Origin of the sequence: Bacterioplanoides sp. SCSIO 12839, from assembly GCF_024397975.1 — a bacterium.
Lineage (GTDB): Bacteria > Pseudomonadota > Gammaproteobacteria > Pseudomonadales > Oceanobacteraceae > Bacterioplanoides.
The window spans coordinates 3,500,830-3,515,493 of the sequence record NZ_CP073745.1 but is presented as its reverse complement, the minus strand read 5'-3'; the positions used below and the strand labels follow the sequence as shown (position 1 = coordinate 3,515,493).

Annotated in this window: 13 protein-coding genes and 1 tRNA gene; 4 read left to right on the top strand and 10 right to left on the bottom strand. The window is 49.6% G+C overall.

Translation table 11 applies throughout. From position 1 onward, the window contains the following. From KFF03_RS15965 to KFF03_RS15940, 6 genes are all read right to left on the bottom strand, one after another. Window positions 1-1,377 (bottom strand): TRAP transporter large permease subunit, encoded by a 1,377-nt coding sequence (locus tag KFF03_RS15965; protein ID WP_255857916.1) that lies wholly within the window; start codon window positions 1,375-1,377, stop codon window positions 1-3. Beyond that, window positions 1,370-1,897, bottom strand: coding sequence for a TRAP transporter small permease subunit (locus tag KFF03_RS15960; RefSeq protein ID WP_255857915.1), 528 nt, complete (start codon window positions 1,895-1,897; stop codon window positions 1,370-1,372). The genes KFF03_RS15965 and KFF03_RS15960 overlap by 8 nt, the downstream gene beginning before the upstream one ends. A 23-nt stretch (window positions 1,898-1,920) precedes the next feature. Beyond that, window positions 1,921-2,268 (bottom strand): NifB/NifX family molybdenum-iron cluster-binding protein, encoded by a 348-nt coding sequence (locus KFF03_RS15955; protein WP_255857914.1) that lies wholly within the window; start codon window positions 2,266-2,268, stop codon window positions 1,921-1,923. Between the two features lie 24 nt (window positions 2,269-2,292). Further along, window positions 2,293-2,799, bottom strand: coding sequence for a phosphatidylglycerophosphatase A (locus tag KFF03_RS15950; RefSeq protein WP_255857913.1), 507 nt, complete (start codon window positions 2,797-2,799; stop codon window positions 2,293-2,295). Window positions 2,800-2,871: 72 nt separating this feature from the next. Beyond that, entirely contained in the window at window positions 2,872-3,750 is an 879-nt protein-coding gene (locus KFF03_RS15945; protein ID WP_255857912.1) for a CZB domain-containing protein, read from the bottom strand. 45 nt (window positions 3,751-3,795) lie between these two features. Next, complete coding sequence (locus tag KFF03_RS15940; RefSeq protein ID WP_255857911.1) at window positions 3,796-6,027, bottom strand: primosomal protein N'; 2,232 nt, start codon at window positions 6,025-6,027, stop codon at window positions 3,796-3,798. Window positions 6,028-6,175: 148 nt separating this feature from the next. Here KFF03_RS15940 and rpmE point away from each other — a divergent pair, with 148 nt between their 5' ends. Continuing rightward, a complete protein-coding gene (rpmE, locus tag KFF03_RS15935; protein WP_255857910.1) occupies window positions 6,176-6,385 on the top strand; it encodes a 50S ribosomal protein L31 in 210 nt (69 codons plus the stop codon). A 189-nt stretch (window positions 6,386-6,574) separates the two neighbouring features. Here rpmE and tuf read toward each other — a convergent pair whose 3' ends face one another. Next, the gene (gene tuf, locus KFF03_RS15930) at window positions 6,575-7,798 is read right to left on the bottom strand and encodes an elongation factor Tu (protein ID WP_255857909.1); all 1,224 of its coding nucleotides are present in this window, start codon (window positions 7,796-7,798) and stop codon (window positions 6,575-6,577) included. A 344-nt stretch (window positions 7,799-8,142) separates the two neighbouring features. Between tuf and fusA the strand changes: the two genes are divergently transcribed. Then, window positions 8,143-10,230, top strand: a complete 2,088-nt coding sequence (gene fusA / locus KFF03_RS15925) for an elongation factor G (protein ID WP_255857908.1) — start codon at window positions 8,143-8,145, stop codon at window positions 10,228-10,230. Window positions 10,231-10,331: 101 nt separating this feature from the next. Here fusA and KFF03_RS15920 read toward each other — a convergent pair whose 3' ends face one another. Then, on the bottom strand, window positions 10,332-11,363 hold the full coding sequence (locus KFF03_RS15920; RefSeq protein ID WP_255860946.1) for an AraC family transcriptional regulator: 1,032 nt from the start codon (window positions 11,361-11,363) through the stop codon (window positions 10,332-10,334). Between the two features lie 170 nt (window positions 11,364-11,533). Between KFF03_RS15920 and KFF03_RS15915 the strand changes: the two genes are divergently transcribed. Next, on the top strand, window positions 11,534-12,376 hold the full coding sequence (locus tag KFF03_RS15915) for a metal-dependent hydrolase (protein WP_255857907.1): 843 nt from the start codon (window positions 11,534-11,536) through the stop codon (window positions 12,374-12,376). Between the two features lie 32 nt (window positions 12,377-12,408). Here the strand turns inward: KFF03_RS15915 and phoR are convergent, their stop codons facing one another. Together phoR and phoB are read right to left on the bottom strand one after the other, a co-directional pair. Next, window positions 12,409-13,674 carry a phosphate regulon sensor histidine kinase PhoR gene (gene phoR / locus KFF03_RS15910; protein ID WP_255857906.1) on the bottom strand — a complete coding sequence of 422 codons (1,266 nt, stop codon included), beginning with the start codon at window positions 13,672-13,674 and terminating at the stop codon, window positions 12,409-12,411. 40 nt (window positions 13,675-13,714) lie between these two features. After that, window positions 13,715-14,401, bottom strand: coding sequence for a phosphate regulon transcriptional regulator PhoB (gene phoB / locus KFF03_RS15905; RefSeq protein ID WP_255857905.1), 687 nt, complete (start codon window positions 14,399-14,401; stop codon window positions 13,715-13,717). Between the two features lie 173 nt (window positions 14,402-14,574). Here phoB and KFF03_RS15900 point away from each other — a divergent pair. After that, window positions 14,575-14,650: transfer RNA gene (locus tag KFF03_RS15900), tRNA-Thr, on the top strand. Window positions 14,651-14,664 lie beyond the last annotated feature (14 nt).

The window sequence follows — 14,664 nt, the reverse complement described above, 5'->3', positions numbered from 1 at the left end:
TTAACCATATATTTTCTCTGGTAACCAGGTAGCCAGCTCAGGGTAAATGGCTAACAGCACCAGTATCAGTAGCTGTATCACAATAAAAGGTGCGACCCCTTTGTAGATGGTTTTGGTTTCAATGTGAGGCGGTGCGACGCCACGCAAATAAAACAGGGCGAAGCCGAAGGGTGGCGTCAGGAAAGAGGTTTGCAGGTTAATCGCAATCATGATGCCCAGCCATACCGGGTCAATCCCCATACTCAGCAACACGGGTGCGACAATCGGAACGACCACAAAGGTGATTTCGATAAAGTCGAGAATAAACCCTAATAAAAAAATCACCGCCATCACAACCAACATGGCGCCGAAAACGCCACCTGGCATATCACTGAAGGCTGAGTGCACCAGCTCTTCACCACCGAAGCCACGAAATACCAATGAAAATAACGCCGCGCCAATAAAAATCAGGAACACCATGCTGGTGACTTGTAAGGTGCTGTCCATGACGTCTTTCAAACGCTTCAGGTCAAATTCACCGTAGCCTATGGCCAACAGGGTTGCGCCCAGGGCACCAATGCCCGCCGCTTCGGTAGGGGTTGCAACCCCTGCCAGAATGGAGCCAAGTACAACAAACACCAATGCCAGCGGAGGTACCAGGGCCACTAATAAGTCACGGAAAAAAGACCAGGACAGAGGAGGACGATCTTGCACGGCGGGGGCGGCTTCGCCTTTAAATAACGCAATCACCATCACATACAGCAGGTAAGCAGTTACCAGCAGAACCCCAGGGATTAATGCGCCTAAGAATAAGTCGGCGACAGAAATGGTATCCGGTGAAAAAATCCCCATGTTTAACTGAGCTTGTTGGTAGGCGCTGGATAACACGTCACCCAGAATAATCAGCGCGGTGGAGGGTGGAATAATTTGCCCAAGCGTACCGGTTGCACAAATTGTCCCGGTGGCTAACGATGGGCTATAGCCCTGCTTTAACATGGTCGGCAGAGAAATTAATCCCATGGTGACTACCGTGGCACCAATGATGCCTGTGCTGGCGGCCATCAACATACCCACCAGAATCACAGACAGACCGAGGCCACCCCGTAACGGGCCATACAATAATCCCATATTACGCAGCAGTTGTTCGGCAATGCGGGATTTTTCCAGCATTACTCCCATAAACACAAACAGCGGTACCGCAATTAAAATCTGGTTCGATAAGATGCCAAATAAACGATTTGGTAACGCCGCTAAAAAAGCACTATCCAGTGTGCCGGTGACAACTCCAATGCCAGCAAATAGCAGTGAGGTGCCTGCCAGAGAAAAGGCCACCGGAAATCCAGCCATCAGTACCAGGCAAACAACAATAAATAAGATCAGAGGCATCCACTCAGCCATGGTGAATCTCCGTGTCTGTCTGCTTGTTTTGGGTATCTGGCAAAAAGGTTTTGGCGAATTCTGCAATGGCCTGCAGCAGCATGGTGAGCGGCATGATCAGGATCAGCGTTTTTAATAAATAAACGAAAGGTAAACCGCCCGCTTCCTGTGATTTCTCACGGATGCTCCAGGCAATATTGACGTATTCCCAACTGCTGTAGAGCATAAACACACACACCGGCATGAGTAATAACAGAATCCCGAAGCGGTCTACGCGTTTTTGATTATCAGCCGACATGCTGCGATAAAATACATCGACCCGAACATGGCTGCCCTGTTGCCAGGTATAAGCTGCCCCCAGCATAAACAGCGATGCGTGCAGGTAAGTGACACTTTCCTGCAAAGCAATCGATGGCAGGTTAAAGACATAGCGCAAGGCGACGACAACGCAGGTCAGAACAACCATCAATAAAGCAAACCAGCGTACGGTTTTGCCCATCGTCTCAGTCAATCGATCAATCAGAAGTATTTTTTCAAGCATATGCAGGGCTGGATCGGCAGAGGTTATTTCTTCTTTTTCTTTTTAGCGTCTTTGATGGGTAAATCACCATCGAGGAAACGCTGGGCTGCTTCCGCAGCATCTTTAACATTGGTGGCAACCGCAATGACGTCACGTTGTTGTAACTGGTTGACCAGGCCCTCGCCAATGGCCGACGCAATCAGCACATCCATTTTATCAACCGGGTGTGATTTTTCCGGATCAAATCCCTGTAAAACATAGTCTTCACTGAATTCGATGTTTTCCTGCTCTAATACTTCAAAGCCATCGGTATCGAATAAAATAAAGGTGCGGCAGCGGCCAGGTTGTCCGCATACGGTTTCGCCATTTAAGCTGGCAACAGCAATTTTCATAAAATAAGTCTCAAATAATCCGTGTTATACCAACGCGGCTGTCAGCTGCAGCACCGCTAAAGCAAAAATACCGGCTAAGACATCATCAATCATGATGCCAAAACCACCGTGTACTTTTTTATCTAACCATTGAATTGGCCAGGGCTTAAGGATGTCGAAAAAGCGGAACAGAACAAAGCCGTAGATTAACCAAGCGATACCGTCAGGCAGCCACAAATAGGTAATCCACAAACCAATCCATTCATCCCAGACGATGCCACCGTGATCGTGCACGCCTAAATCACGGGAGGTGTATTCACACACCATTACGCCAAAGGCAAAGCCAGCAATCAGAACGCCGATATAGGGTAAGGTTGGTACGCCTTGTAGGAGCAATAGCCATACCGGAATGGCTGCGACAGTTCCCCAGGTGCCGGGCGCTTTTTTCGGCAAACCTGACCCTAAACCAAACGCAAACAGGTGGATTGGGTTTTTCAGGTTCAGCCCTTTCAGGTCAGGGCGAGTATTCAGATTGAGGCTTTGAAACAACACGGTATTTTCGTCAGCATAAAAAAGAGCCGCAGTGTAGCAGCTCTTAAGCAAGGATCGCGAATCTTGTGTGCGTTATCCGGCGGATGCGAATGTGGCCGGCCGTTGGTCTTGCTGTGGTTGATGCTGTTGCGGTTGATGTCGTTGCAGTTGGTGTTGAAGCTGATCCTGATTAAGCAACAACAGGTCAGGGTTCAGTTGCATCACGGTGACTTGTTCGCCATTCAGCTCCACCGCTTTCAGCCAGGCATGAGCAAAATACGGCAATAACTCATCGGAACCCGTATCTTGCTGCTCTTCTGAGCAACTGAAGACTTCGCCGATATCATCTACTTTTAAACCAATAACCTGATTTTTGCCATCCTGAATCATAATGACGGTTGGGCGCACACTGGAGCTGACCATATTGCGGGCATCGCTGAACAAGGATTGTAAGCGGATTAGGGTGGTGCGTTTATGTTCGCTCAGAATGGCCATGGCCGCATCGGTTTCGCCATCATCGCGCATGGTCAGCAGTTCATTAGCCAAGGCGTGTATACGTTGATGAGGCGCATCAAATTTTTCCAGTAGATGCGCCAAGGCTTCGTTCTCAGTGTGAAAGTCGTTATACCAGCGGCCAAAGGCACATTGGTTTGGGTCCCGGGCTTTGGTAAATTCGCTGTCATGAATCAGGCTATCTTCGAGAGCATCCAGCCAGCTGACATGATCATGTTCCCGTGCATGTAGCAGATCAACCAGTGCCTGCACTTCAGTTTGGGCGGAATCCTGACCCAATAAATTCGCCAGTGAGAGCACCACACAAGCGTTGCCATCAAACTCAACCATATCGTGTTGCTGGCCGTCGCCGAGCGCAACCCGGGTCAGTTTTAATGAATTATCCGCGGTAATAAAACGCACGCTGGCAATCGGAACGGCGTAGTGCTGTTGATCATGCTGGAAGCTGAGAAATTCCATAACGATTCACTGTCGTTGGGTAAAGATGCCATCAGTATAGACGGCTTACAGGGTGTCGAGCGGATCGATATCCAGATGCCAGCGAACCTTGTTAAAGCCTTTTTGTTGCTCCAAAAACTGCACCAGTGTGGCGGCAACCCGATGTAGGCTGGCGCGCTCTTTAGCATACAGTTGCAGCTGGTGGCGGAAGCGCCCGGCGCGACGTTCCATAATAGCCGGGAATGGCCCCAACAGATTCACGCCTTCCTGTTGCAGCTTTAAGCCCTGATGATCATGGAACTGATGATGTTGGCGTTGCAGCTCCTGAATAAAGCCACGTGCTTGCTGCAAAAATTGCTGTGCCAGATGGCGGTCTTCACACTCTGCCCGTAACAGTGCCATATAGCTGTAGGGAGGAAGCTGCTGGGCGTTGCGTTCCTGCAATATGGATAACGCTAAGGCGTGATAACCACTATCGAGCAGCAGATTCAGTTGCGGGTGATCGGCATACAGAGTCTGAATCCACACTTCGCCCGGGGATTCTGCGCGACCGGCACGTCCGGCAACTTGCAAAATCAGCTGGGCGCTGTGTTCCATACCGCGAAAATCGGCACTGAATAATCCGGCATCGCTGTCGAGGACGGTCACCATGGTCACATCCGGAAAGTGATGGCCTTTGGCTAACATTTGAGTGCCGACCAGAATGCAGGGGCCACCGTTATGAATCTCGTCGAATAAAGCATCAAAGGCTTGTTTAGTCCGCACACTGTCACGGTCTACCCGTCGAATCGGAAAGTTTGGGAAGAGCTGCTCCAGTTGTTGCTCAATTCGCTCGGTACCCTGGCCCACCGCTTCAATGTTGGGGCTGTGACACTCTGGGCAATGAGCCGGAATACCTTGTTGAAAATCACAGTGGTGACAGTGCAGGTGCGCTGGATGCTGATGCAGAGTTAAGCGTGCATCACAACGACGACACTCGGCCATCCAACCACATTGCTGGCAAGCCAGTAAGGGTGCAAAACCCCGGCGATTAATAAACACCAACACCTGTTTACCATTACGCAGGTGTTGCTGCATTTTCGCCAACACCGGCTGTGCAAAGCCGGCGGAGAGGGGCTGGTGCAAAATGCTGTGCAGCTTCATGGCGGGTGGTTTGGCGTTACCAGCTCGGCGCAATAACTTCAGGTGCAGATACTTGCCTGTCAGTGCGTTATGCAAGGTTTCCAGTGCTGGCGTTGCGGAGCCGAGTACCACGGGCACCTGAGCTTTATGCCCGCGTACCAGGGCAAAATCCCGTGCTGAATAGCGTAAGCCGTCTTGTTGTTTAAACGAGGCATCGTGTTCTTCGTCGAGAATAATCAGCCCCAAATCAGGCAGCGGGGTAAAAATTGCCGAGCGGGTGCCAATCAGAATTCGTGCGTTGCCTTCCTTACACTGCCGCCAGCCCTGCAGTCGCTCGCGATCATTTAATCCGGAATGCAGCAGCGCCACCGGCACGTTAAAGCGAGCGCGGAAGCGGCCAACGGTTTGTGGGGTTAAGCCAATTTCCGGCACCAATACCAGTACTTGTTTCTTATTGGCCAGCGCTTCGGCGATCAGTTGCAGATACACTTCGGTTTTGCCTGAGCCGGTAACACCTTCCAGCAGGCAGGGTTTAAAACTTCCCAAATGCGCACGAATGGCATCCACGGCTTTTTGTTGTTCGCTGTTTAAAGGCAATGGTTGAGAGCTTTGTTCGGCGATGGCGGGAAGCGGCAGTTGCTCGCCTTCCTGAATCAAATTGAGTTCAGTCAGGCGCTTCAGCTGCGCCAAGGTATAGCCGCGAGAGGTCAGTTCTTTATGAGGCCATTGCGATTGTTGTTGAAATAACTGCCACAGCGACTGCTGCTTTGTACCTTTGAGCTGCGCCGTTGGGGCATCCGCTTGTCGGAGCCAGACTTTTTCATCGGCTTCCGTAAGCTTGCAGCCTCGGCGTAACATGGTTGGCAGAGCCAGCTCCAGTACTTCACCTAAGCTGTGATGATAGTAACCAGACAACCATTGGCAGAGCGCCAGTGTGGATGAGTCGATCAAGGGTTGATCGTCCAGTCGCTCTAATAATGGCTTGAGTTTATCGACCGGAACGTCGGTTTGTTCTGTGGTTGTGAGCACGATGCCGGTTAAGAGCTGGCGGCCAAATTCTGCTTTGATGCGCTGCCCGGGTTGATAGATATCGCGGCTTTCACCCGGTACTGGCAGGTAGTCGAAATTGCGGCGCAGAGGCACGGGAAGGGCGATGGTGACGACAAAAAAGGGCATGAAAACGCTTGCTGCTGACGGTGGCTCTGGTATTATGCGCGTCCTTTATGCCTTCGCAAGTGCGAAGACAAATTTAACTACTTATATCAGTAGCGCGGTGCTAACAGAAGTCCTGTCAGTGGCGGCGTGAAGGTAAAGAGGCTTAATTATGCAAAACGATATTCAACCAGAATACGCAGAACTGAAAGCAACTTGCTCTTGCGGTAACGTTGTTGAAACAAAATCGACCAAGCCAGGTACTATGAACCTGGACGTATGTTCTTCTTGCCACCCGTTCTACACTGGTAAGCAGAAAGTTCTGGACACCGGTGGTCGTATCGACAAGTTCAAGAAGCGTTTTGGTGCTTTCAAGAAGTAAGCAAAACGTTAAGAAAAACCCGCCATCCGATCAGGATGGCGGGTTTTTTTATGCCTGTGTTTGCTAAAAGAAAAAGCTCGCTAAAAGTATTCACCTCAGTTTGGGGGGCGAAGCTGTACTTTCAGTTAGCCAAACTCAGGGCGAAAAAAAACCCGCCGAGGCGGGTTTTTTGAGTCAGACGTTTAAGTCTTACTCAACGATAGATGCTACAACGCCAGCACCTACAGTACGGCCGCCTTCACGGATCGCAAAACGCAGACCTTCGTCCATCGCGATCGGAGCGATCAGAGTAACTTCCAGAGTTACGTTATCGCCAGGCATTACCATTTCAACGCCTTCTGGCAATTCAACAGCGCCAGTTACGTCAGTTGTACGGAAGTAGAACTGTGGACGGTAGCCTTTGAAGAATGGCGTGTGACGACCACCTTCATCTTTACCCAGTACGTATACTTCTGAAGTGAACTTGGTGTGAGGAGTGATAGAACCTGGCTTAGCCAGTACCTGACCACGCTCAACTTCGTCACGCTTAGTACCACGCAGCAGAACACCAACGTTCTCACCTGCACGGCCTTCGTCCAGGATCTTACGGAACATTTCTACACCGGTACAGGTAGTAGTAGTGGTCTCTTTGATACCGATGATTGCAACTTCTTCACCAGTATTGATGATGCCGCGCTCAACACGACCAGTTACAACAGTACCACGACCCTGGATAGAGAATACGTCTTCGATTGGCATGATGAAGTCGCCGTCGATCGCACGCTCTGGCTCTGGGATGTATTCATCCAGAGTTTCTACCAGCTTCTTAACAGCGGTAGTACCCATTTCGTTATCGTCTTCGCCGTTCAGAGCCATCAGAGCAGAACCTGGGATGATTGGCGTGTCGTCACCTGGGAAGTCGTATTCAGACAGCAGGTCACGCAGTTCCATTTCAACCAGTTCCAGCATCTCTGCGTATTCTTCAGAGTCTGCGCCGCCGCAGTCTTCAGCCAGCAGGTCCGCTTTGTTCAGGAATACCACGATGTATGGTACGCCAACCTGACGAGACAGCAGGATGTGCTCACGAGTCTGAGGCATTGGGCCGTCAGTAGAACCACATACCAGGATAGCGCCGTCCATCTGAGCAGCACCGGTGATCATGTTCTTAACATAATCCGCGTGTCCCGGGCAGTCTACGTGTGCGTAGTGACGGCTTGGGGATTCGTATTCAACGTGAGAAGTTGAGATGGTGATACCACGCTCACGCTCTTCTGGTGCGTTATCGATACCTTCGAATGCAACCAGCTCACCGCCCCAAACTTCCGCGCATACGCGAGTCAGTGCAGCAGTCAAAGTAGTTTTACCATGGTCAACGTGACCGATGGTGCCAACGTTTACGTGCGGTTTGGAACGCTCAAACGTTTCCTTAGCCATAAGGGCAGCCCTCAAAAAACATAATTAATTGTTAACCGAAGCCCTGAGCAACGCAGTGAGCATCAACTCTCCACACAGATTTCAGGGCGAAATAAAGTGGGCAATATTAATGTTCTGGAGATGGGAGTCAATATCCGTGTTAAGGGTATTGTTCAACTGTCACGCAGCGGTAACAGAGCAGCCGCTTTATCTGGGGCTTTTTGAGCCAGCCTTTCACCCTGAATCACGGGGATAAAGGCCATGTTTTCGGGTGAATGAAAATTGCCTTACAAAGAGAGTACCTTTCGGCGAACAAACCTTGTAGAATGGCGCGCGATTTTGACCTTACCTTTTTGAGTAACGATATGACTGACTTAAGCAAATACAGAAATATCGGTATCTTCGCTCACGTTGATGCCGGTAAGACCACTACAACTGAGCGTATCCTGAAGCTCACTGGTAAGATCCACAAGACTGGTGAAGTTCACGATGGTGAATCCACCACTGACTTCATGGATCAGGAAGCTGAGCGTGGTATTACCATTCAGTCTGCAGCTGTTACCTGTGAATGGGCTGGTCACCGCCTGAACGTTATTGACACCCCTGGACACGTTGACTTCACCGTTGAAGTATACCGTTCCCTGAAAGTACTGGACGGTGGTGTTGGTGTATTCTGTGGTTCCGGTGGTGTTGAGCCTCAGTCTGAGACTAACTGGCGTTACGCGAACGAATCTGAAGTATCCCGTATCATCTTCGTTAACAAGCTGGACCGTCTGGGTGCCAACTTCTACCGCGTTGTTGATCAGGTTAAGAAAGTACTGGGCGCAAACCCACTGGTTATGGTTCTGCCAATCGGTGAAGAAGATGAGTTCGTAGGTGTTGTTGACCTGCTGAGCCGTCAAGCGTTCGTATGGGATGACACAGGTCTGCCAGAGAACTACGAAATCAAAGAAGTTCCTGAAGACATGAAGGACGACGTTGAAATGTACCGCGAGCAGCTGATTGAAACTGCTCTGGAACAAGACGAAGACCTGATGATGGCTTACCTGGAAGAAGGTGAAGAGCCGTCAATGGACGACATCAAGCGTTGCATCCGTGAAGGTACCCGTAAGCTGGACTTCTTCCCAACTTACTGTGGTTCTGCATTCAAAAACAAAGGTGTTCAGTTGGTTCTGGACGCTGTTGTTGACTACCTGCCGTCGCCAACCGAAGTTGATCCTCAGCCTCTGACTGACGAAGAAGGTAACGAAACTGGCGAACACGCTATCGTTTCTGCTGACGAGCCACTGCGTGCTCTGGCGTTTAAGATCATGGACGACCGTTTTGGCGCCCTGACCTTTATCCGTATCTACTCTGGTGTCATGAACAAGGGTGATACCGTACTGAACTCTGCGACTGGCAAAACTGAGCGTATCGGCCGTATGGTAGAAATGCAGGCAGACGACAAGTCTGAGCTGACTTCTGCACAAGCCGGTGACATCGTTGCTGTTGTTGGTATGAAGAACGTACAGACTGGTCACACTCTGTGTGATCCTAAGCACGAATGTACTCTGGAAGCCATGGTATTCCCAGAGCCAGTAATCTCTATCGCAGTTAAGCCAAAAGACAAAGGCGCTGTTGATAAGATGGGTGTTGCGATTGGTAAACTGGTTGCAGAAGATCCGTCTTTCCGCGTTGAAACTGACGAAGATTCCGGCGAAACCATCCTGAAAGGTATGGGTGAGCTGCACTTAGACATTAAAGTCGACATTCTGAAGCGTACTTACGGCGTTGAACTGGAAGTAGGTGAGCCTCAGGTATCTTACCGTGAGACCATCACTCAGCCGATCGAAGACAGCTACACGCACAAGAAGCAGTCTGGTGGTTCTGGTCAGTACGGTAAGATCGACTACACCATGAAGCCAGGTGAGCCAGGTACTGGTTTCGTATTCACCACATCTGTTGTTGGTGGTAACGTTCCTAAGGAATTCTTCCCAGCAATCGAAAAAGGCTTCAAAGCTATGATGGCTGAAGGCCCTCTGGCTGGCTTCCCGGTACTGGACGTTGAAATCGACGTACACGACGGTGGCTACCACGCGGTTGACTCCTCTGCAGTAGCATTCGAAATCGCTGCAAAAGGTGCATTCCGTCAGTCTATGCCGAAAGCAGGCGCACAGCTGCTGGAGCCAATCATGAAGGTTGACGTATTCACTCCAGAAGACAACGTGGGTGATGTGATCGGTGACCTGAACCGTCGTCGCGGCATGATCAAAGACCAGGAAGCTGGTGTAACTGGTGTTCGTATTAAAGCTGACGTACCTCTGTCCGAAATGTTCGGCTACATTGGTCACCTGCGTACCATCACCTCTGGTCGTGGTCAGTTCTCTATGGAGTTCAGCCACTACATGCCTTGCCCAATGAACATCGCAGAAACTGTGATGGCTGAGGCAAAAGCAGCTAAAGAAGCGAAGTAATTAATCGTTAATTACTGAACTTCAGAAAAACCCGGTTTAGGCCGGGTTTTTTTATGGCAGATTTTTAAAACAAAAATTAAAAAAGAGTGAAGAAAGGAAGGTTAGTTTTTCTGGCGGAACTGCGCCGGAGACTCTCCAGCCCAGTTTTTAAACGCTTTGGTGAAATTACTGGCATCGCTGTAACCCAGCTGTGCCGCAACAGCATCCAATGAGATGTCTTCTGTTAGTAGTTGCTTGGCTTGTTCAAAACGCAATTCATCTTTAATCTGCTGAAAACTCACACCTTCTGCTTTTAACTTGCGATTTAACGTCGCAGCCGACATATGAAGCTGTTCTGCCATTTTATCGATGGTCGGTAGCATAGGTAGCTGTTTCATCAATGTCTGCCTGAGGGTTTCATGCAGTGTCTTCGGTTCTTTGATCAGGTTCAGTATCTGCTCAAGCCGTTGTTCCGTCGCGAGCTCCATATCCGGGTTGAAAAAAGGCAGAGGTTTTAATAGCGCTGATACTGGCCAGATTAACTGGTTGCAGCTTGCGGAGTGAATGGTGCAGTGGGGGAGTGCGCTTTGTATTAGAGAAGTATTGTGCTGCCAGCCATTTCCGAAATTAATATAAATGTCACTGTGTGACTTCTTGCCTTCGCTGCTGACCAATGTGCGGCAAATGGTTTCAATGCTGGTCAGAAATGCCAGTATCAGAAACGGAGCGGCAAGCTCACTTTCAAACCGCGGTGAAACCGACAATACCCTATGCTCTGATGTGGGTTCGCGTTTCATAGTGAAAATCTGCGCACGGGTTTCCAGGAAACGTGTGACTTTATTGCCAGCTTGCTCCATGGTTTCACTGCATTGTGCGGCAAAGCCCAGTGTCCCATGACTGGATAGTGTCATGCGTTTGCCAAACTCAATCGCAATACCAATATCCTGAGTGAGTTGGCAAAATCGCTCAACAAAGGCAATGGCAGAGGTATGGCCCACGCGAGTATCGGGAGACAGAAAAAGCTCTTCTGTCAGTCCGGTGCCTTTGAGTAAATCGGTGGTAGTCATACCACGTTCAAACGCCAGCTCTGATAAAAGAATCAAATAGTCTGAAGAGATGTGATGGTCACCCTGACCTAATATTCTTATTGTCATGGCGAGCAAGTTAATGTGCCTGACGGGTTTGCGCAAGCAGATTCAGCATAAGGGGGAAATTGAGTCAGAATCACCATGGCCTGAAGACATTGCACCGGGAGTGATTTGATGGGCTGTGTAACACTGGCTGTCATAACAATAAAACGGCCTTCACTGTGCCTGGAGTGGCTATGACAACAAAAACACCTACCCCTGAATCGCTGGAAATAAAAGCCCGTCGCATGGCATTTGATATGAGTGAGCCTATGCGCACGTTTGCCGTTGAAGATAACTCACTGATCAGTACTTTCTTTTACGCGTTATCGGCGATGTTTCCGGAAGGCGAGCGCTTCTTTATTCATTCCGTTCGCAACTATCGTGATCAGGTGACTGACCCGGTTCTGAAAGAGCAGATCCGTGGCTTTATTGGGCAGGAAGCGCACCATGGTCACTCTCACGAAGGATTAAATGACAAGCTGGTTGGCATGGGGTTTCCCGTCGATAAAGTTGAAAGAACGATGGAAAAGCGGGTTAAGTTTCTGAAAAAACTATCGGCGCCTCGCCAGCTGGCGTTGACCGTTGCAATGGAACACTTCACCGCTACTCTGGCAGAACAAATTCTGGAAAACCCGGATTATTATGCCGATATTGATCCAACATTACGCAAAATGCTGATTTGGCATGCGGTGGAAGAAATTGAACACAAAGCCGTTGCGTTTGATGTGTATCGCCAATTTGTAGATAACGAATTTATGCGCAAGCGGGTGATGGTTCTGGCGGTGACGAGCCTGTTTGTCCGATTGGCAAAGCATCAGTTACAGCTGTTAATTGCAAAAAAACATCGACCAAGCTGGAAAGAGTGGAAGCAAGCGTTCCATTTTTTCTGGAACAAAGACCATGGCATGATGCGCAATACCATGAAAGCGCTGGTGCCGTTTTTTAAAACCGGTTTTCATCCATGGGACATCGATCAGACAGAATTGATCGATGGCTGGCAGGAGCGTTTTCCTGATGTCGCAGAGTTGCAGGTTTAGCAGGTAATCAGACAAGAGAAAAAGCGGGTTGTTTATATAACCCGCTCTGCCGGAATCACAAAGCTGAAGGTGCTGCCTTTGCCGATTTCTGATTCGACTTCCAGCAGAGTGTCATGATGCTCCAATGCATGTTTAACAATCGCCAGGCCAAGGCCGGAACCGCCAACGGTGGATTCGCGTGAATCATCAACCCGGTAAAAGCGTTCGGTCAGATGTGCAATATGCTCTGGCGGAATGCCCATGCCGTGATCGGTTACGCTCACCTCGATACCGCTATCCATTGGCTGGATACGGAATTCTACATCGCTGTTATTGCCATATTTAATGGCATTGGTAATCAGATTGCTGAGTACCGAACTCATTTCATCGCTGAAACCCTCAATTTCAATCTCCTGCTCGCACAGGAAGTGAATATCAGAATCGCCATACTCCTGCAGTTGATCGACGACAGAGTGCCCGAGGCTTCTGAGATTAAAACGTTCGCCGCTGCGTTCGCTGTTGGCGCTTTCCAGCTTTGATAACTGAATCAGATCATTCACCAGGCTTTTCATACGCTGGCCCTGACTGTTCATCTGGCCGACCGCTTTCTCAAGTGCATTCGGTAGCTCCATATCCGCCAGCATTTCGAGATAGCCGTTAATCACGGTCAATGGTGTACGCAGTTCATGAGAGACGTCCGCGATAAAGTTCTGACGCATGGTCTCAACCCGCTTGCGTTCAGTCACATCACGGATGAGCATCACTTTCTGATCAATGCCAAATTGTGTGATCTGAACCTGAAGGGAGGTTTGCTTGATATTCTGGATATCAAATTGCAGAGAGTCTGAATAATCACCACGATCAAAGTATTTAATAAAGCTGGGAGTCCGGATCAGGTTTTTAATATGCTGGCCTTCATCTTCTTTGCGTAACGATAAAAGGTAGAGCGCAGCTGCATTGAAATTGGTGATGTAGCCTTCCTGATCAATAATCACTACGCCATCCTGCAGAGATTCTATCCCCTGATTGTAGCGTCTTAGCTGTTTGGCCTGTTGTGCCAGCTTGGTCTTGAGGTTCTTTTCCCGACGAATCAGCTTATCCACACTGTAGCCGATCAAGCCACTATCCTGAGGTGCAGGGCCCTGGCGGTAGCTCCAGCGAAACAGGGCATTCATCGTACGAACGGACATAATCAGCGCGACGATCAGGCCTGCCAATAAACCGTAAAGAGGTTGATTAATGGTCCAGCCAGAGGCCAGACCCAGGGTAATAACAACACCGACTTTGGTCAGTTCACCCTGCAACGCAGATTGATGCAATGTTCGAGCCTCACGTCAGGCGATCAGGCGCCATATTGGTTTATTCATCAGGACTAAAGCGATAACCAGCACCGCGAACGGTCTGAATCAGCTTGTCCTGATCGTCTATCGATATCGCCTTCCGTAAGCGTCGGATATGAACGTCCACTGTGCGGTCTTCAACGTATACGTTGCCACCCCATACCCGATCCAGTAATTGGGCGCGCGAGTATACGCGATTCGGGTGCAGCATGAAAAACTCCAGCAACCGGAACTCAAGCGGGCCAAGCGTCACACTGGCATCGCTGATGGTGCATTGCTGGTTGCTGCGGTCCAGCTGAATTTTCCCAGCGCTCAGCTGGCCATCACCACTGGTGTTGGTTCTTCTGAGTACGGCACGAATGCGGGCAATCAGTTCGCGCGGGGAAAAAGGTTTCACCACATAATCATCGGCACCGGCATCCAGGCCTGATATCCGGTCGTCTTCATCGCCACGAGCGGTTAACAGAATCACGGGTATATCAGAGGTCCGCTCGTCACGCTTCAGCTTTTTGGTGAGTTCAATGCCTGACATCATCGGCATCATCCAATCGAGCAACACCAGGTCCGGGCGATCATTAATAATCATCTGATGCGCTAATGCGCCATTGGCAGAAAGTTTTACCTTAAAGCCGGCCAGCTCAAGGCTGGTGCTGATCATCTCAGAAATTGCGGGTTCGTCGTCTACAACCAGAATATAGCCACTCATGCGGGGTCCTAATCTTACGTGAAAACTCTGAAGTGGATTGTGACATTTTTATTAAGCGCATGCAGCGCTAATCTGAGAATAGACGATATTGAAGAAAGTTAAGATTTTCATAAACTTAGCGAAAAAAACAGTTGACGCATTGAATTCTGATCTCTAATATTCGCACCCACTTAGCCGCTATAGCTCAGTTGGTAGAGCAACTGACTTGTAATCAGTAGGTCCCGAGTTCGACTCTTGGTGGCGGCACCATATTAAAAAGCCCG

Bases quoted from the DNA above. Each gene is read 5' to 3' on its own strand.
- KFF03_RS15965 (WP_255857916.1), bottom strand. From the start codon at position 1,377: ATGGCTGAGTGGATGCCTCTGATCTTATTTATTGTTGTTTGCCTGGTA.
- KFF03_RS15960 (WP_255857915.1), bottom strand. From the start codon at position 1,897: ATGCTTGAAAAAATACTTCTGATTGATCGATTGACTGAGACGATGGGC.
- KFF03_RS15955 (WP_255857914.1), bottom strand. From the start codon at position 2,268: ATGAAAATTGCTGTTGCCAGCTTAAATGGCGAAACCGTATGCGGACAA.
- KFF03_RS15945 (WP_255857912.1), bottom strand. From the start codon at position 3,750: ATGGAATTTCTCAGCTTCCAGCATGATCAACAGCACTACGCCGTTCCG.
- KFF03_RS15940 (WP_255857911.1), bottom strand. From the start codon at position 6,027: ATGCCCTTTTTTGTCGTCACCATCGCCCTTCCCGTGCCTCTGCGCCGC.
- rpmE (WP_255857910.1), top strand. From the start codon at position 6,176: ATGCAAAACGATATTCAACCAGAATACGCAGAACTGAAAGCAACTTGC.
- tuf (WP_255857909.1), bottom strand. From the start codon at position 7,798: ATGGCTAAGGAAACGTTTGAGCGTTCCAAACCGCACGTAAACGTTGGC.
- fusA (WP_255857908.1), top strand. From the start codon at position 8,143: ATGACTGACTTAAGCAAATACAGAAATATCGGTATCTTCGCTCACGTT.
- KFF03_RS15920 (WP_255860946.1), bottom strand. From the start codon at position 11,363: ATGACAATAAGAATATTAGGTCAGGGTGACCATCACATCTCTTCAGAC.
- KFF03_RS15915 (WP_255857907.1), top strand. From the start codon at position 11,534: ATGACAACAAAAACACCTACCCCTGAATCGCTGGAAATAAAAGCCCGT.
- phoB (WP_255857905.1), bottom strand. From the start codon at position 14,401: ATGAGTGGCTATATTCTGGTTGTAGACGACGAACCCGCAATTTCTGAG.